The 16,826-nt window shown below is 66.1% G+C and carries 14 protein-coding genes and 1 pseudogene; 9 read left to right on the top strand and 6 right to left on the bottom strand.

The window, feature by feature from the left end; translation table 11 throughout:
- Position 1: 1 nt before the first annotated feature.
- The 6 genes and pseudogenes from ACWIGM_RS24620 to ACWIGM_RS24645 form a co-directional block, all read right to left on the bottom strand.
- Positions 2 to 994: an aldo/keto reductase gene (locus tag ACWIGM_RS24620; protein ID WP_454028596.1), complete on the bottom strand. Its 993-nt coding sequence runs from the start codon at positions 992 to 994 to the stop codon at positions 2 to 4.
- A complete protein-coding gene (locus tag ACWIGM_RS24625; RefSeq protein ID WP_454028597.1) occupies positions 984 to 1,967 on the bottom strand; it encodes a sugar-binding transcriptional regulator in 984 nt (327 codons plus the stop codon). Before ACWIGM_RS24625 ends, ACWIGM_RS24620 begins: the two co-directional genes overlap by 11 nt.
- An 11-nt stretch (positions 1,968 to 1,978) precedes the next feature.
- Positions 1,979 to 2,962: an ABC transporter permease gene (locus ACWIGM_RS24630; protein WP_454028761.1), complete on the bottom strand. Its 984-nt coding sequence runs from the start codon at positions 2,960 to 2,962 to the stop codon at positions 1,979 to 1,981.
- 83 nt (positions 2,963 to 3,045) lie between these two features.
- A pseudogene (locus ACWIGM_RS24635) lies at positions 3,046 to 4,559 on the bottom strand (sugar ABC transporter ATP-binding protein).
- A 66-nt stretch (positions 4,560 to 4,625) separates the two neighbouring features.
- On the bottom strand, positions 4,626 to 5,537 hold the full coding sequence (locus ACWIGM_RS24640; protein ID WP_454028762.1) for a substrate-binding domain-containing protein: 912 nt from the start codon (positions 5,535 to 5,537) through the stop codon (positions 4,626 to 4,628).
- An 808-nt stretch (positions 5,538 to 6,345) separates the two neighbouring features.
- Positions 6,346 to 7,176: a MurR/RpiR family transcriptional regulator gene (locus tag ACWIGM_RS24645; RefSeq protein WP_454028598.1), complete on the bottom strand. Its 831-nt coding sequence runs from the start codon at positions 7,174 to 7,176 to the stop codon at positions 6,346 to 6,348.
- Between the two features lie 181 nt (positions 7,177 to 7,357).
- Here ACWIGM_RS24645 and ACWIGM_RS24650 point away from each other — a divergent pair, with 181 nt between their 5' ends.
- The 9 genes from ACWIGM_RS24650 (at position 7,358) to ACWIGM_RS24690 (ending at position 16,749) form a co-directional block, all read left to right on the top strand.
- A complete protein-coding gene (locus ACWIGM_RS24650) occupies positions 7,358 to 8,647 on the top strand; it encodes an ABC transporter substrate-binding protein (RefSeq protein ID WP_454028599.1) in 1,290 nt (429 codons plus the stop codon).
- A gap of 72 nt (positions 8,648 to 8,719) precedes the next feature.
- Positions 8,720 to 9,640, top strand: coding sequence for a branched-chain amino acid ABC transporter permease (locus ACWIGM_RS24655; protein WP_454028600.1), 921 nt, complete (start codon positions 8,720 to 8,722; stop codon positions 9,638 to 9,640).
- Positions 9,641 to 9,644: 4 nt separating this feature from the next.
- Positions 9,645 to 10,673: a branched-chain amino acid ABC transporter permease gene (locus tag ACWIGM_RS24660; RefSeq protein WP_454028601.1), complete on the top strand. Its 1,029-nt coding sequence runs from the start codon at positions 9,645 to 9,647 to the stop codon at positions 10,671 to 10,673.
- Positions 10,673 to 11,422 (top strand): ABC transporter ATP-binding protein, encoded by a 750-nt coding sequence (locus ACWIGM_RS24665; protein WP_454028602.1) that lies wholly within the window; start codon positions 10,673 to 10,675, stop codon positions 11,420 to 11,422. Before ACWIGM_RS24660 ends, ACWIGM_RS24665 begins: the two co-directional genes overlap by 1 nt.
- Positions 11,415 to 12,110: an ABC transporter ATP-binding protein gene (locus tag ACWIGM_RS24670; protein ID WP_454028603.1), complete on the top strand. Its 696-nt coding sequence runs from the start codon at positions 11,415 to 11,417 to the stop codon at positions 12,108 to 12,110. Before ACWIGM_RS24665 ends, ACWIGM_RS24670 begins: the two co-directional genes overlap by 8 nt.
- Before the next feature lies 1 nt (position 12,111).
- Positions 12,112 to 12,753, top strand: a complete 642-nt coding sequence (locus tag ACWIGM_RS24675; protein ID WP_454028604.1) for an ATP-binding cassette domain-containing protein — start codon at positions 12,112 to 12,114, stop codon at positions 12,751 to 12,753.
- Positions 12,750 to 13,571: an SDR family NAD(P)-dependent oxidoreductase gene (locus ACWIGM_RS24680; protein WP_454028605.1), complete on the top strand. Its 822-nt coding sequence runs from the start codon at positions 12,750 to 12,752 to the stop codon at positions 13,569 to 13,571. The genes ACWIGM_RS24675 and ACWIGM_RS24680 overlap by 4 nt, the downstream gene beginning before the upstream one ends.
- Positions 13,568 to 15,292, top strand: a complete 1,725-nt coding sequence (araD, locus tag ACWIGM_RS24685; RefSeq protein ID WP_454028606.1) for an L-arabinonate dehydratase — start codon at positions 13,568 to 13,570, stop codon at positions 15,290 to 15,292. Before ACWIGM_RS24680 ends, araD begins: the two co-directional genes overlap by 4 nt.
- 17 nt (positions 15,293 to 15,309) lie before the next feature.
- Positions 15,310 to 16,749 (top strand): NAD-dependent succinate-semialdehyde dehydrogenase, encoded by a 1,440-nt coding sequence (locus ACWIGM_RS24690; RefSeq protein WP_454028607.1) that lies wholly within the window; start codon positions 15,310 to 15,312, stop codon positions 16,747 to 16,749.
- Positions 16,750 to 16,826 lie beyond the last annotated feature (77 nt).

Below are 16,826 nucleotides of genomic sequence, written 5' to 3' on the forward strand. Positions count from 1 at the left end.
CTCAGGCTGCCTTGGGCAGGTGACGCGCGATCGCTTCGTCGATGCGCCGCAGCTCCGCGGCCGATAATGCAACCCTGCCGGCGCCGGCATTCTCGACGGCCTGTGTCCGGTCGCGGGCGCCGCAGAGCGCATAGGTGATGCCGGGCTGGGCGATGGTCCAGGCGATCACGAGCTGGGCGGAAGTTGCAGCATGGGCCGCGGCGATCGGGGCGATCTCGGCGAGGAAGGCGGCGATGCGCTTCAGGCTTTCGGGTGAAAAACGCGGATCGTCCTTGCGCAGATCGTCGCCGGCGAAGACCCGGTCCGGCCCGATCTTGCCGGAGAGCAGGCCGAGCGCCAGCGAGGAGTAGCTCAGCGTCGCGACATCATGCGTCCGGCAGATCGGCAGCAGCGTCGTCTCGATTGCGCGATCGAGCATGTTGTAGCGCTCCTGGATGGCGTCGACCGGCCCCACGGCGAGATAGGCCTTCAATTCGTCAGGGCTGACATTGCTCACCCCGATCGCCCGGATCGTGCCCTGCTGCTTCAGCTCCAGCAGCGTGGCCATGGTCTCGGCGACCGGCGTCGTCGGGTCCTGCCAATGGGTGATGTAGAGGTCGATATAGTCGGTGCGCAGCCGGCGCAGGCTCTGCTCGACCTCGTACAGGATCGAGTCGCGCCCGAGATGGCGATGGACGCGCTGCCCGTGCTCGTCGAAGAAGTGGTTGCCCTTGTCGGTATGCCAGACGAGGCCGCATTTCGTCGCCAGCACCACTTCGGAGCGGCGGCCGGCGATCGCCTCGCCGACGATCTCCTCGGATTTGCCGAGGCCATAGGCGGGAGCGGTGTCGATCAGGCTGACGCCGGCATTGAGCGAGGCGCGGATCGCCTCGACCGCCTTGGCCTCGTCGGTGCCGCCCCACATCCAGCCGCCCATCGCCCAGGTGCCAAGGCCGACGGCGCTCGCGCTCACCGCGCTCTTGCCCATCGGGCGCAGTTGCTGGTCAGTTGCCATGGGTATCATCCTTCAGGACATCGATGATGGCGTTGCCGGTGGCCTCGTCGGTCGCCAGCACGTCGAGGAAGCCGCCGCGCAGGACGCTGGCGGCAGGCGCGGCCTTGCGAGCGCCGGCGCAGACGCCGATCGCCAGCGGAATCGCCTTGAGCTCGTCGAGCGTCAGGCCGATCACGCGCTCGTTGAGCTCGTAGTCGCAGAGCCGGCCGCGGCGATCGAGCAGATGCGCGACGAGCTCACCGGCCGCATCGAGCCGCGCCAGTTCGCTCTCGGTGCCGGGACCGGACGCGCGCAGGCTGAGATAGGTCGAGCGGTCGGCCAGCACCGAGCCGATGCCGGTCACCGCGATCGCGGCGTCGCGCGCCCGGGCCAACACCTCGCGCACCGACTGCAGCGAGAGCAGCACGTCGCGCTCGTCGCGCGAGGCGGCGAAGACGGGCGCATGAATCTGAAAGGCCTTGCCCTGGAGCTTGTGGGCGAGCTGGGCTGCCAGATGGTTCACATCAGTGAAGTATTCGCCCTGGATGCCGCCGGTTGCCGGCACGACGGTGACGTCATAGGCCCGGCCTGGCGCCAGCGCCTGGATCATTGCGTCGACGCCGCGCCCGCCGGAGACGCAGATCGTGTCGCCATCCCGAAGATTCGAGAGCAGGTGTTCGGCCGCGGCCCGGCCCACCGTGGTCAGGTTGACCTCCTCCTGGTCCGAGACCGTCGGCGTGACGATCGCCTCCTTCAGCGCGCCGGCTGCCGCAAGCTCCCCTTCGAGCGCGAACAGCGATTGCAGGGGCGAGCGCACGGAAATCTGCACATAGCCGCGCTCGTGGCCTTCCTTGACCAGCCGGTTGACCGTCGGATGCGAGAGGCCGGTGCGCTTGGCGATCTCGGCCTGGCTCAGGCCCTCGACGTAATGCATCACCAGCACGCGGTGGATCTTCCGCAGCCGCTCGAAATCGTCGTTGGAATGGGAGGCCATGACGAAGCCGCTCAGCCGGTACGCGCCGCGCCGCGGGCGCGTTTGCGGGTGTGCAGGAGGTGGTCGATCGTGACGGCGGCGAGCAGGATCACGCCGCGGATCACGTCCTGCCAGACCGGGGGGACGTCGAGCAGGGTCAGCGAACTCGAAACCACCGAGAGCAGGGCGATGCCGAGGATCGCGCCCAGGATGGTGCCGGAGCCGCCCTTGAGGCTGGCGCCGCCGATCACCGCCGCGGCGATGATGTTGAGTTCCATGCCGACGCCGAAAGTCGGCGGCGCCGCGCCGAAGCGGGCCATGTAGAGCACACCGGCGACGCCGGAGAGGCCCGAGCACAGCACGATGCAGAAGAACTTCACCCGGTTGGTGCGGATGCCGGAATACTGCGCCGCCTTCTCGTTGCTGCCGGTGTAGAACACCTTCCTGAACACGGTCGCCTTGCGCAGCAAGAGGTCGAAAACGACGACCACGGCGAGGAAGATCAGGATCACGACCGGTACGTCGTAGACCTGGGCGAAGCCGAGGAAGCGCAGGTCGAGCGGCACGGTGCCCTGACCGATGAACTTGAAGCTCGCCGGCAGGGAGAACAGCGACAGGGGCCTGCCGTCGGTGATGGCGAGGCACAGACCGCGGACGATCACCATGAAGGCGAGCGAAACGATGAACGAGTGCAGTCCGATCAGCGTGACGAAGGACGCCATCGCGATACCGACCAGAGCGCTGGCTGCGATGCCGGCGAGGCTCGCCGTCCAGGGATCGATGCCGGCGAGAAAGGCCGTGCCGGCCACCACCATGGCGAAACAGACGACCGAGCCGACCGAAAGGTCGATCGCCCCGACGATCAGCAGGACCGTCATGCCGACCACGACGATGCCCTCGATCGAGAAGGACATCAGCATCGCCCGGAAATTGCCCCAGCTCAGGAAATAGGGCGAGGCGAAACTCATCACGACGCAGAGCGCCAGGATGATCAGCACCAGGCCGAATTCGCGCATGCTGGCGAGGTTGCGCCAGCCGCCGCTGGCCGCCTCCTGCGCCGCGGCTGGGCGCAGCTCTTCGTTCAATCCGCTGGCCACGCTCATCTCGCTTCCTGCCCTTCGATCGCAAGCCCGGAGGCGAGCCGCATGATCGTTTCCTCATTGAGATCGTCACCGGAGACCTCGCCTGCGATGCGGCCCTCGTGCACGACGAGCACGCGGTCGCACAGGCCGATCAGCTCCGGCAGCTCCGACGAGATCGCGACGATGCCGGTGCCACCAGTTGCGAGCTCGCGCAGGATGCGGTGGATCTCGGCCTTGGCGCCGATGTCGACGCCTCGCGTCGGCTCGTCCAGGATGATCGCCTTCGGACAGACCGAGAGCAGCTTGGCGAGCGCGACTTTCTGCTGGTTGCCGCCCGACAAGGTCGAGGCGGCGTCGTCGAGCGAGCCGCGCTTCAGGCGCAGCTGGTCGGCAAGGCTCTTCGCCTGTGCCCGCTCCTTCGCTCGGCTGACGAAACCGGCGGTCGCGACGCGATCGATGTCCAGTGCCGAGACGTTCATCGCGATCGGCAGATCGACGAAGACGCCGGCGCCCTTGCGGTCTCTGAGAGGTAGACGATGCCGTTACTGATGCTCTGCGCATAGTCGCGCGGGGTCACATCCTGCCCCTCGAACACGACCTTGCCCGCTTTGAGGCGGTCGAGGCCGCAGATGCCGAGCGCGATCTCTGTGCGGCCGGCGCCGATCAGCCCGGCAATGCCGAGGACCTCGCCGCGGCGCAGCTCGAAGGAGACATCGCGAACGCGATCACCGTCGCTGAGGTTGCTGGCCGACATCAGTATGGGCGCCGTGGCGCTGCTGGGGTTCTTTGCCGGATAGATGTTGCCGAGGTGGCGGCCGACCATGCGCCGGACGATCTCCTCCTGCGTCGTCGCCGCGACCTCTTCCGTGCAGATATAGCGCCCGTCACGCAGCACGCTGATCCGGTCGCAATGCGCGAAGACCTCGGCCATGCGGTGGCTGATATAGATGATGCTGATGCCGCGCGCCTTGAGCCCGGCGATGATCCCGAAGAGCTTGCCGGCCTCGCGCTCGGTCAACGCCGCGGTCGGCTCGTCCAGGATCAGGATCGAGCAGTCGAGCGCCAGCGCCTTTGCGATCTCGACGATCTGCTGCTCGGAGATCGACAAGTCCCCGACCAGCGCCTGCGGGTCGATCTCGGCGAGCGAGACTAGGATCTGACCGGCACGATCGCGTAGTTCGCGATAATCCATCAGCCAGGCGCGCCGGCTATTGGTCGCCGCCATCGAGATGTTCTCGGCGACGGAGATGTCCGGGCAGAGCGCGATCTCCTGATGCACCAGCCCGATGCCGAGTTCATGCGCCTTCTGCGGCGAGGCGATCTCGACGGGCCGGCCGTCGACCAGGATCTCGCCGCCATCGGGCCTGAGGATGCCGTCGATGATGTTCATCAGCGTCGATTTGCCGGCACCGTTCTCGCCCATCAGCGCGTGCACTTCGCCCTTGCGCAGGTTGAAGCTGACGCCGTCGAGCGCACGCACCGGGCCGAAGCTCTTGCTGACGTTGCGGACTTCGAGGGCGAGGGGCTGCATGGCAGGGCCTGTCGCAAGAGAAGAGATCGGCGGAACGTAGCGGCGCTCCGCCGGGAGAGGGCGAGCTTATTCCTTGATGCCCTTGGTGCCACGACGCTTCAGATAGGCGTCCCAGTAGAAGTCGTCGGCATTGTCCTTGGTGACCACGGCAAAGCCGTTGTCGACGACGGGCACGCCCATCGGGTTGAAGCCCGAGCGCTTGTAGTCGTTCATCGGGTCGATCAGCTCGGGATGGGCCGCCATGAACAGCAGCATGAAGCCCATATAGCCCTGCATGCCTTGGTTCGGGTTGATCGCGCCGAAGACCTGGCCGCTCTTGATCATGTCGAGGATCTTACCGTTCACGTCGGCGTTCATGACCTTGATCTTGCCGCCGAGCTCCTGCGCCGCCTGTGCCGCACCGAGGGCGGAATTGGCTTCCGGCATGAACAGCGCGCCGAGATTGGGATTGGCCTGGGCCATGCTCAGCGCGGCGTTATAGGCCTTGGTCGGATCCTGGTTGGATGGCGCGCGCGCGACCAGCTTGATTCCCGGGTGCTTCTCGCCCATCCGCTTGACGAAGGCGGCGACGCGCCGGTCGTGATTGTCCTGGCCGGGATTCTCGAGAATGCCGTACTCGCCCTTGCCGCCCATCGCCTTGGCGATCACGTCGGCGGCATAGGCGCCCTCGCGGTCATTGTCCGAAGTGACGTAGGAGACGCGCTTGCTATTCGGCGAGTCCGCCGCGAAGGTCACGACCGGCACGCCGGATGCGGTCGCGCGGTTGATCGGCTCGATGAACGGGTCCGAATTCATCGGGTGGACCAGGATGCCGGCCGGCTTCTTCGCCAGGATCTGGTCGAAGCTCGCGATCTGCTTGGTGACATCGTATTCCGGCGTGCCGGTATAGGCGGTCTTGCAGCCGAGTGACTGCGCCGCCTGCTTGAACATCTCGTAGACAGGGAACCAGTATTCCACGCCCGAGACCATCACGTTCATGTAGTAGGTTTCGCCTTCCTTGCAGCGAAACTGCGCCGGGGTCTGCGCCGCCGCGCCATGTCCCAGAGCGAGCGACAGGCCGAGGCCCGCAGCGACCGTCAACGTCAGATTACGAGCCAGTTCCTTGATGCGCATGTTTCCCCTCCAGGGCTCGACACCGGACCGATCTCCGGCGTCGTCGTGACCAGCTTGAAATTTATTTCATATACTGGTATCTATTTCTTGAGACATAAGACCAGCTTGGCATCGCGGTCAAGTCACGGCGGTGGGGATCGGTGATCTACATCGGGACCGACTATCCGGCGGCCCGTGCACGGCCGCACTCCTCCGCTCAGTCGCGGCATGCGTTTTGTCACCTGCTCGCGAACGATGGCCCTGAAGGTTCTCTCGGGAATCGGAAAGCCATGCCTGCCCGTTGAAGAAAAGCGTTTCGACGAGCAGCGAGCGTGCCGGAGCGATGGCACGGATTGAGCTGGGTGCTGCCGGGAGATCACTTTGCTCAGGATCCGCGCTCGGGCACCTTCGCAAGTTCCGGTTCGGGCGCAGATCTACTCCTCCGCTATGCGGAGTGAAGTGAATGTCGGAATTGGTTGCCGCTAGTCGAGGTCAGAACAGCCAGAGTCGAACCTCGAACGCACGTCGCGCGGCAGACCGCAACGCATGTCACCCGGCAGCATAGGCCAGTTCTGGCGACGTGTGTTGCACCCGAAGGCGGCCTAAGCCGCGCGATCACATCAAGACCGGAATTGACGCGGGTCGTCAGCAGAATGATGCGCTTTGCTTCCGCCTGCGTCGAAGGAGTGTTGCGTCATCCCGTTCCAAGGCCGGTAATCAAGGTCTGAACCAGTGCGATCGCTCCCGAAATCGGCCTGAACTGGCTCGTGGTCGAATTGTCGACGAGGAAAGCCAGGTCCGCGTGGCGCGCCAGCGGGCTCTCGGGCACGTCGGTCAGGACCAGGATGCGCTTGCCGCTGAGATGGGTGTCGAGCGTGATATCGACGACGGACTGCGTGTAGGGCGTGAATGCGATCGCGACCAGGAGGTCGCTGGAGCGCATGGTCGCGATCTGTTCGGCAGCCATGCCGCTGCCGAAGTCGAGCAGGCTGCACTGGCGTTCGCAGCGTGTCAGTCCGTAAGCCAGATAGGTCGCGATCGGTCGCGACCGCCGCAGGCCGGCAATGTAGACGTGCTCTGCCTCGCGTAGCATCGCCGTCGCCTTCTCCAGCGACTCTGGCGAAACGGTCCGCCGCAGGCCCTCCAGCGAGGCGATCAGCGCATCGACGCAGCCGTTCAGCAGGCCGCCGAAATCCCGCGCCTCCTGCGGGGAAGTCTGCCGAGCGAAAACCTCTTCGCGTGCGCGGGGGGCGCCCTCGATCAGACGCAGCCGGAAGACCCGCTGCATCTCGGAGAAGCCGCGATAACCGAATTCCTTGGCGAAACGGATCAGCGTCGATGGCTGGACCTCGAGTTCGCCGGCGATGACGACCACGGTGTTCAAGGCAAAATCATTGGGCTTTTCGAGCGCCGACCGAGCGATGCGTTGCAGGTGCGGACTGAGTTGATCGAAGCGATTGCGCAGACGCTGGCGCAACGCCTCGAACGTCTCCTGCGTGGCCTCTCCCTGAGAGGTCGCGGGCATCTGATTATTGAATGAATTTTCGTTCATTATTTCTTCTAGCGCACTCGGACGGCGACATAAAGCGCCAATTTTACAGCGCCAGTTGACATAAGAGAAAAAATATTCATGCTCTTTGAAAATTAGTTCTGGCTTCGATCAGACAAGAGGCGGGCACAAGCCCGTCCGTTTCGGGGAGGACATCATGTCGAAGATCAAGATTTCACGGCGTGAGCTGCTGGGTGCGGCCGGCGCAGCTTCCGCGGTCTCGCTGTTTGCCGGCCCGTGGCAGCACAATCGCGTCTGGGCGCAGGGCACGGCCAAGCCGCTCCGGATCGGCATCACCGCCGATGCCAGCGGCATGTATGCGAACTCGGGCGCCAGCGACAGGCGCGGCATGATGATGGCGATCGCCGAAGCCAATGAGCGCGGCGGCGTGCTGGGCCGCAAGGTCGAGTTCGTCCATATCGACACCGAGACGACGGCTGCCACTGGCAGTCGCGTGGCGGAGCGGATGATCAGCCGCGAGCAATGCGGCTTCCTCGTCGGCGCGGTCCATTCCGGCGTCGCCAACGCGATCAGCCAGGTCGCCCAGAAATACGGCGTGATCTACATCAACACGAACTCGTCCTCGCCGACCGAGGCCGGCCAGAACTGCCACCGCGTCAAGTTCGTGTTCGACGGCAACGGCACCAATTTCGCCAAGGCCGCGGTCAAGAGCGCGATCGAGCGCTTCGGGCCGGACTGGATGCTCCTGACCAACGACTATGTCTGGGGCCACGATACCGCCGCGGCAACCAAAGCCCTGCTGAAGGAATATGGCGGCAAGGTCATGGAGGAGGTGATGATCCCGCAAGGGACCCGCGACTTCACCTCGGCTCTGCTCAAGGTGCAGCAGCGCAAGCCCGGCGTCGTCTCGGCGGCGATCGGAGGCGACGACCAGAAGGCGATGCGCCAGCAGGTCGCCCAGCTCAAGATGGGCGACAAGCCGGCCTGGATCAACAGCCAGCAGGACTGGGACGACGTCTACGGCCTGCCAATCGAGACCCTGTTCGGCGTGTTCGGCACGACCTGGTATTACCGCCTCGACCTTCCGGGCGTCGCTGACTTCGTCAAGCGCTACCAGGCGATGTATCCCGAGACCGCCATGCGCTCGCCCGGCAACGTCTTCTACAATGGCTACATGGCGATCCGGGAGCTGCTCGGCGCCATCGAGCGCGCCGGCACGACCAACAACATCGCCGTGATCAAGGCGCTCGAAGGCCACAGGATTTCGGCCAGGGACCGCATGCAGCATTTCGATGCGACGATCGACGCCCAGACGCATCAGGTGCAGCAGACGATCTATCTCGCCACTGCCAACAAGGCGCCGAAGGAGAAGGACGACATCTTCGAGGTCCTGAGCCAGGCCAAGGCGGAGGATGTCCGCGACACGGATTCCGCCAAGCTCTGCAAGCTGGAGACTTACGAACAGACGCCGACTTTCGACGCCTGATCCGTCCTGTCGTCCGCGGCCGTCACCTGGCGGCTGCGGATGATGGCACCGCTGAATCCGGACGGACCGCGCATGATCGACCTTCTGCCTCATATCATCAATGGACTGACGCTGGGCCTGCTCTTCGCCCTGATCGCCCTCGGCTTCACGCTGATCGTGGGCGTGATGGAGGTGATCAATCTCGCCCACGGCTCGCTGTTTGCGATCGGCGCCTATTTCGCGCTGACGGTGATCGCCGGCAGCTGGTTTGCCGGAACGCCCTTCGGCTCCTGGTGGCTGAGCCTGCCGCTTGGCCTGCGCTATGTGCTGGCGCTGGCGATCGGGCCGGCGCTCGCTGGGCTTGCCGGCATGCTGCTCGAGCTCTGCCTGCGCCCGACCTATGGCAAGCCGCCGCTCTATGGCCTCTTGTTGACCTTCGGTGCCGCTCTCGTCATCGAGGAGCTGATACGGCTCGTCTGGGGCACGGGCGAGCAGAACCTGGCGCTGCCGCAGGCGATCAACGGCGCCTTTCTGCTGAACGGTATGATCTTCTCGACCTACCGCTTCTTCGCCGCTGGCTTCAGCATCGCCGCGATCATCGCTGTCTGGCTCTTCCTCGAGCGCACTTCGGCCGGCGCCGTGATCAAGGCGGGCGCGCATGACAGCGAGATGGTCCGGGCCCTCGGCTACGATCTCGCCAGGCTCAGGCTCGTCGTCTTCGGCTTCGGCGCGGCATTGGCAGGCCTCGCCGGCGTAGTGATGGTGCCGATCTGGGGCCTTCGCCCGCATGTCGGCGTCGATATCGTGATCCCGGCCTTCCTCATCATCGTCATCGGCGGCGTCGGCAGCTTCTGGGGCGCCGTCATCGCGGCCCTGCTCGTCGGTCTCGCCATCGGAATCACCGGTGCCTATGCGGCCGCCTGGTCGACGATGTCGATGTACCTGCTTCTGATCGCGATCCTCGGCTTCCGCAGCCGCGGCCTGCTCGGCCGCAAGAGTGCCCTGGAAAATTGACGCCATGATCTCGCTCTCGGACATCCCCGCGCGCCCATCGGCCTGGATCACGCCGCCGATGATCGCGCTCGCCCTGCTGCTGCTGGCTGCGCCGGATCTGCTGCCTGCCGTCGGGCTCTACCAATATCTGGGCATCGAGATCGCGATCTGGATTGGCTTCGCGCTCGGGTTCAACCTGCTGTTCGGCTATACCGGCCTGCATTCCTTCGGCCACGGCGCCTATCTCGGCATCGGCGCCTATGCCTTCGGGCTGTTCCAGCACCATGTCGCGGTCAGCCTGTGGGGCGGGCTCCTGGCTGCGGTGCTTGCTGCCGGGATCGCCGGCGCCCTTGTCGGGGCGTTCCTCTCCCATCGCCGCGGCATCTATTATGCGCTGCTGACGATCGGCTTCGGCCAGATCTTCTGGTTCCTCGCCATGAAGCTCCACCGCGTTACCGGCGGCGAGGACGGCCTGCTCGGCATCCCACGCCCGCCGCTGACGCTCGGGCCCTGGCAAGTCGCCCTGACCGACAACCGCGCGCTGTTCTACTTCGCCGCAGCGCTGCTGATGATCGTGGTGGTGTTGTGCTGGCGGCTGACGAACTCGCCCTTCGGCCGGGTGCTGCAGGCGATCCGCCAGAACGAGATCCGCGCCCGCTTCGTCGGCTACGACGTCTGGCGTTTCAAATGGGCCGTCTTCACGCTGTCGGCGATGCTCGCCGGGCTCGCCGGGAGCCTGCTCTCAATGGCCCAGCAGAGCGCCTATCCCGATGTGATGAGCCTGCACCAATCCGGGCTCATCGTAATGATGGTCCTCGTCGGCGGCGGCCTCGTCAGCTTCTGGGGGCCGGTGCTGGGCGTGGTCTTCTACTTTGTCGCCCGCGACGTCCTTGGCGGCCTGACCGAGACCTGGCTGCTCTGGTACGGCCTGATCTTCATGGCGATGGTGATACTGCGGCCCGAGGGGTTGGCGGGCATGCTGTACAGCCTGTCGTGGCGCAGGCCCGCCCTCAAGCCGACTGCAGCCCCTGCACCTGCGACGGAGACTGCGTGATGGCGCTCTTCGAAGCCCGCAACATCCACAAGCGCTTCGGCGCGCGCGTCGTGCTGGAAGATATCTCGCTTGCCTTCGAGGAAGGCGAGGTCAGCGGCATCATGGGGCCGAACGGCGCCGGCAAGTCGACCTGCTTCCATGTCCTCACCGGCCAGCATCGGCCCGATCGTGGCGAGGTGGTGTTTGATGGCCAGCGCATCTCGGGCCTGCCGCCGCAACGCATCGCCAGGATGGGCGTATCGCGCTCCTTCCAGCTGATGAACCTGTTCGATGACACGGTCGTCATCGAGAATGTCATGCTGGCGCTGCCAGCCTTTCGCGAGCGCCGGCTCCGCGCGATGTCGGCGGTGTTTTCGGACAGTGCCCTGATCGACCAGGCGCTGGCCGTGCTCGATCAGGTCGGCCTTGCGGCACGCGCCTGGGACGCTGCGGCCGCGCTCAGCTATGGCGACCGCCGTGCGCTGGAGATCGCTGTCGCGCTGGCGGCCGAGCCCCGCATCCTCTTCCTGGACGAGCCGACCTCGGGCCTTGGCGCCGAGGCGACGCGCCGTCTCGCTTTGCTCGTGAAGCGGCTGCGCGAGCGCTACACGATCGTGATGATCGAGCACGACATGCGCTTCCTGTTCGAGCTCGCCGACAGGATCTCGGTGATCCACTGGGGTCAGGTCATCGCGGAAGGGACGCCGGCGCAGCTCAGCGACAACAAATGGGTGCGGCGCTCGACATTGGCGGAGGCGACCCATGCTTGAGGTCCGCGACATCGAAACCTTCTATGGCGAGACGCAGGCCCTGTTCGGCGCCTCGCTGCGGGTCGGCGAGGCCGAGGTGGTCTCGCTGCTTGGCGCCAACGGCGCCGGCAAGACCACCACCATCCGCTCCATCCTGGGTTTGACGCCGCCGCGTCGCGGCAGGATCCAGTTCGACGGGCAGGACATCACCCGCCACCCGACCCATCGCATCTCGGCCATGGGCATCGGCTGGGTGCCGGACGACCGCCGCGTCTTCCCGACACTGACCGTCGCGCGCAACCTGCAGCTCGGCATGCGCAAGACCCGGTTCCGGTCCTGGCAGGTCAGCGAGATGGTCTCGATCTTCTCGGCCCTTGAGCATCTGATGCCGCGCGAATGCGAGAACCTCTCCGGCGGCGAGATGCAGATGGTCGCGATCTCGCGGGCGCTGCTCGGTTCGCCCGGCCTCGTCCTGCTCGACGAGCCGAGCCAGGGGCTCGCGCCCAAGATCGTCCAGGACGTGCTGGCGACGGTGCGGCGCCTCAAGGCTGAAGGCATCTCCGTGCTGATCGTCGAGCAGAACGCACTCGCCGCGCTCGAGGTCTCGGACCGCGCCTATGTCATGGACCGTGGCCGGATCGTCCATGAGGGACCGGCCCGCGCCCTGCTCGACGACAGCTCCCGGCGCCAGCGCCTGATCGGAATGTGACATGAGCGCCATGCTTGACGTCAGCAAACTCTCAAAGATCTACACGCGCGGCCGGTTCGACCGGACGCCGACCTTTCGGCTCGACGCGGATTTTCGCATCGAGGAGCCCGCGATCGTCGGCATGATGGGCCCCAACGGCTCGGGCAAGACGACGCTGTTCGAGCTGATCACCGGCTCGAACAGCCCGACATCAGGCAAGGTCGAGGTCTGCGGCCGCGACATCCATCGCGTTCGCACCGACGAGCGCGACCGCCTCGCCATCCACTACCACCAGTCCTACCAGGTCAGGCATTTCCGCTCGCTGCGTCCCAATGCGCTGATGGAACGCGCCGGCAGCGAATACCCGCTCGTCCATCTCTTCGACGAGCCGCAGTTCAACACGCAGGACGGCTATATCGGCTTCATGCTGGATTTCTTCCGGCGGCTGCGCGCCGAGGGCCGGCTGGTCTTCCTCTGCGTCCACCCCAATGAGCGCTTCCACCTCGAGATCCTCGAGGAGATCTGCGAGCGCTTCATCTTCGTCAACAAGGGAGTCGTCACGCCCTTGCCGGACTATGCCGGCCTGCTCGCCCACGGGCCGGCCCGCGCCTATCTGGGCACTCTGCTGACGGACCGCGCCGCCGCTCTGGAGCCCGCAGCATGAACCGCTCCGAAGGGCATCTGACACCGCAGATCGACCTCGACGCGATCGACCGGCTTTTCAATATCCAGGGGCTGCGCGTTTTCCTGCCCGGCGGCTATGGCGCGCTCGGGGAGGCGATCGCCCTGGCGATGACGCGGCACGGCGCCCATGTCGCCATCGCGGGCCCCAGTGAGGCTAAGGCGCAAGCGCTGGCGAACAGGCTGCGCGGGCTGGGCGTCGAAGCCCATGGCTTCGAACTGGACGCGCGCTATCCGGCCGCGATCGCCTCGGCGACCGACCGTGCCGCCGAGGCGATGGGCGGCATCGACGTGCTCGTCAACTGCGTCGGCATCCAGCGCGAGCAAAGGCTGATGGATGTCGACGAGGAGACTTTCGACAGCATCTACGAGATCAACCTGAAATCGGCGATGTTCCTGGGCCAGGCCGTGGCACGCCACCAGATCGCGCAAGGAGCCGGCGGCCGTCAGATCCACCTGCTCTCGGTGCGTTCGCAACTGGCGCTGCGCAATCGCGGCTATTCGGCCTACTGCGCCACCAAGGGCGGCCTCGTCATGCTGGTCAAGCAGCATGCGATGGAACTTGCCGAACACAACATCACCGTCAACGGCGTCGCGCCGACCTTCATCCAGTCCGAGCGGATCCGCCCTCATCTCGAGCGCGAGGGCTTCCGCGACTTCATCCTCGACCGCAACCCGCTCGGCCGGATCGGCGATCCTGTCGAGGTCGTCGGCCAGGTCATCACCTTCGCCGCGCCGGCCGGCAGCTACATGACGGGCCAGGTCGTCTATATCGACGGCGGCGTGACGGCGAGCCAATGACGGACAAGCCGCTCCGCAGCGCCCGCTGGTTCGACACCGACGATCTTCGCGGCTTCGGCCATCGCTCGCGCCTGATGCAGATGGGCTATGGCGTCGATGACTGGAACGGCCGCCCGGTCATCGCGATCGTCAACACCTGGTCGGATATCAATCCCTGCCACGCCCATTTCCGCCAACGCGTCGAGGACGTGAAGCGGGGCGTGCTGCAGGCTGGCGGCTTTCCGCTGGAGCTCCCGGCGATCTCGCTTTCGGAGAACTTCGTCAAGCCGACGACGATGCTCTATCGCAACTTCTTGGCGATGGAGACCGAAGAGCTGCTGCGCTCGCACCCGGTCGACGGCGCTGTGCTGATGGGCGGCTGCGACAAGACCACGCCCGGCCTGATCCTCGGTGCGATCAGCGCTGACCTCCCGGCGATCTTCCTGCCGGCGGGGCCGATGCTACGCGGCAATCTGCGCGGCGAGGTGCTTGGCTCCGGCTCGGACGCCTGGAAGTATTGGGACGACCGCCGCGCCGGCAAGATCGACGCACAGGAATGGCAGGTGGTCGAGGCCGGCATAGCCCGTTCCTACGGTCACTGCATGACGATGGGCACGGCCAGCACGATGACGGCGATCGCCGAGGCGATGGGGCTGACGCTGTCGGGCGCCTCCTCGATCCCCGCCGCCGATTCCGGCCATATCCGCATGGCAACCGAGACCGGCCGGCGCATCGTCGCGATGGTCGGCGAGGATCTGCGACCTTCGGCGGTGCTGTCGCGCGCCTCGTTCGAGAACGCCATCGCGGTCGCCATGGCGATGGGGTGTTCGACCAACGCGATCATCCATGTCATCGCGATGGCGCGTCGCGCCGGCCTGGATATCGGCCTCAGCGATTTCGAGGCGGCGAGCCGCCGCGTGCCGGTGCTGGCGAACATCCGCCCCTCCGGCGAACGCTATCTGATGGAGGATTTCTACTATGCGGGCGGCCTACCCGGGCTGATGAGCCGGTTGACGCAGCATTTGTCTCTCGATGCGCTGACGATCGAGGGCCGCACGCTCGGTGCTGCGATCGAAGGCGCGCCGATCTGGAACGAGGATGTCATACGCCCCCTCGACAGGCCGGTCTCGACGGAACCGGCGCTGGCGGTGCTCTACGGCAACATCGCGCCGCTGGGCTGCGTGATGAAGCCGTCGGCGGCGGAGCCGCATCTGCTCGACCATACCGGCCCGGCCCTGGTCTTCGACAGCTACGCGCAGATGAAGGCTGAGATCGACGATCCCGATCTGGCTGTCACCGCCGACACGATCCTGGTGATGCGCGGCGCCGGCCCGCAGGGCGGCCCCGGCATGCCGGAATGGGGCATGCTGCCGATCCCGAAAAAGCTCCTGAAGCAGGGCGTGCGCGACATGCTGCGGGTCTCCGATGCGCGGATGTCCGGCACCAGCTACGGCGCCTGCATCCTGCATGTCGCGCCGGAGGCCCATATTGGCGGGCCGCTCGCCCTTGTCCGCAGCGGCGATCGCATCCGCGTCGATGTCGCAGCCCGTAGCATCCATCTCTGTGTCGACGCGGCCGAGCTGGAGGGTCGGCGCGCCACACTGACGCGCCCAGAACGACGCTTCGAGCGCGGCTATGGCTGGATGTTCTCGCGCCATATCGGCCAGGCCCATGAGGGCTGCGACTTCGATTTCCTCGAGACCTCGTTCGGAGCGCCCGTTGGCGAGCCGGACATCCTGTGACCGTGCTGGAGATACCGATGTCCAACCTTGAGCCCAAGCTCCTCATCGGCGGCGAGTTCCGGACGGCCACCGGGCTGCCGCCGCTTTCCGTTCTCAACCCCTGCACGGAGGAGCAGCTCTGGACGGCGCCTCGCGCCGGTGCGGCCGAGGTCGAGGAGGCCCTGCATCATGCACGCGCCGCGCTCAGGACCTGGTCGAAGGTGCATGGCTGGGAGCGGGCCAAGGTGCTGCGCGGCATTGCCCGGGCGATGGAGGCGCGCAAGAGCGCACTGGCGAGCGCGCTGTCGCATGAGATCGGCCGGCCGATCGCCCAGTCCGAAGGCGAGGTCTTGATTGCGATCGAGCAGTTCGACTGGTTCGCCGGCGAAGCCGAACGCCTCTTCGGCGAGACGATCCCCTCGCGCCAGGGCGGGCGCCTCGCCACGGCGCTCGAGCCTGTCGGCATCGTTGCTGCCTTCACCGCCTGGAATTTTCCGATCAACCTGCTGGCGCGCAAGATCGCACCGGCGCTGGCCGCCGGCTGCCCGATCATCTGCCGCCCGTCGGAGCAGACGCCGCTGACCTCGACGCTGATCGCGGAGGCCTGCGCCGCCGGCGGCGCACCGGCGGGCACCGTCCAGATGCTCTTCGGCCCGGCCGAGACGATCACGCCCGCCCTGATGGCGGCCGAAGAGGTGCGCAAGATCTCGCTTACCGGTTCGACGCGCGTCGGCCAGATGCTGCTCGCCGAGGCGGCCAAGACCGTCAAGCGCTGCTCGATGGAGCTCGGCGGCCACGCGCCCGTCGTGATCTGCGAGGACGCCGACGTCGACAATGCGGCGGCGCTGTGTGCGCAGTTCAAGTTCCGCAATGCCGGCCAGGTCTGCATCGCGCCCAACCGCTTCTATGTGCATGAGAGCCTGGCCGAGCGCTTCGCCAATGGCATGGTCAAGGCCGCCGAGGCGCTTGTGCTCGGCGATAGCCAGGACCGGGCGACGTCGATGGGCCCGCTGACGCTCGCCAGCCAGCGCGACCGGATCGAGACACTCTCGGCCGATACCGCGGCCTCGGGCGCACGCCGCCTTACCGGCGGGCGACGGCCCGCCAGCCGCAACAAGGGCTTCTATTTCGAGCCGACGGTTTTCGCCGATGTGCCCGACGACGCCCGCATCATGCGCGACGAGCCTTTCGGCCCGTTGGCGCCGATCGCCACCTTCCGCGATTTCGACGATGCGCTCGAACGGGCGAACTCGACCCCTTATGGGCTCGCCGCCTACGGCTTCACGTCCAGCCAGCGTTATGCCGAGGCGCTCAGCGCCGGTCTCAGCGCCGGCATGGTCGGGGTCAACACCTTCATGATCGCCCATGCCGAGGCGCCGTTCGGCGGCATCAATCATTCCGGCATGGGACGCGAAGGCGGCCGGCAGGCGATCCTCGATTATCTCAACGTCAAACTCACGCATTTCATCTCGACGTGAGATGACCTCGATCGGCTGGCCGACAAGGCCCCCAAGCACCCATCGCTCGGTTTGGTGAAATGCGCCAGAAGCGGACA

The organism is Allobosea sp. NPDC055332 (assembly GCF_053645455.1).

Bases quoted from the DNA above. Each gene is read 5' to 3' on its own strand.
- ACWIGM_RS24670 (WP_454028603.1), top strand. From the start codon at position 11,415: ATGCTTGAGGTCCGCGACATCGAAACCTTCTATGGCGAGACGCAGGCC.
- ACWIGM_RS24640 (WP_454028762.1), bottom strand. From the start codon at position 5,537: ATGAACGTGATGGTCTCGGGCGTGGAATACTGGTTCCCTGTCTACGAG.
- ACWIGM_RS24690 (WP_454028607.1), top strand. From the start codon at position 15,310: ATGTCCAACCTTGAGCCCAAGCTCCTCATCGGCGGCGAGTTCCGGACG.
- ACWIGM_RS24675 (WP_454028604.1), top strand. From the start codon at position 12,112: ATGAGCGCCATGCTTGACGTCAGCAAACTCTCAAAGATCTACACGCGC.
- ACWIGM_RS24645 (WP_454028598.1), bottom strand. From the start codon at position 7,176: ATGCCCGCGACCTCTCAGGGAGAGGCCACGCAGGAGACGTTCGAGGCG.
- ACWIGM_RS24630 (WP_454028761.1), bottom strand. From the start codon at position 2,962: ATGCGCGAATTCGGCCTGGTGCTGATCATCCTGGCGCTCTGCGTCGTG.
- araD (WP_454028606.1), top strand. From the start codon at position 13,568: ATGACGGACAAGCCGCTCCGCAGCGCCCGCTGGTTCGACACCGACGAT.
- ACWIGM_RS24625 (WP_454028597.1), bottom strand. From the start codon at position 1,967: ATGGCCTCCCATTCCAACGACGATTTCGAGCGGCTGCGGAAGATCCAC.
- ACWIGM_RS24650 (WP_454028599.1), top strand. From the start codon at position 7,358: ATGTCGAAGATCAAGATTTCACGGCGTGAGCTGCTGGGTGCGGCCGGC.
- ACWIGM_RS24655 (WP_454028600.1), top strand. From the start codon at position 8,720: ATGATCGACCTTCTGCCTCATATCATCAATGGACTGACGCTGGGCCTG.
- ACWIGM_RS24620 (WP_454028596.1), bottom strand. From the start codon at position 994: ATGGCAACTGACCAGCAACTGCGCCCGATGGGCAAGAGCGCGGTGAGC.
- ACWIGM_RS24665 (WP_454028602.1), top strand. From the start codon at position 10,673: ATGGCGCTCTTCGAAGCCCGCAACATCCACAAGCGCTTCGGCGCGCGC.
- ACWIGM_RS24680 (WP_454028605.1), top strand. From the start codon at position 12,750: ATGAACCGCTCCGAAGGGCATCTGACACCGCAGATCGACCTCGACGCG.
- ACWIGM_RS24660 (WP_454028601.1), top strand. From the start codon at position 9,645: ATGATCTCGCTCTCGGACATCCCCGCGCGCCCATCGGCCTGGATCACG.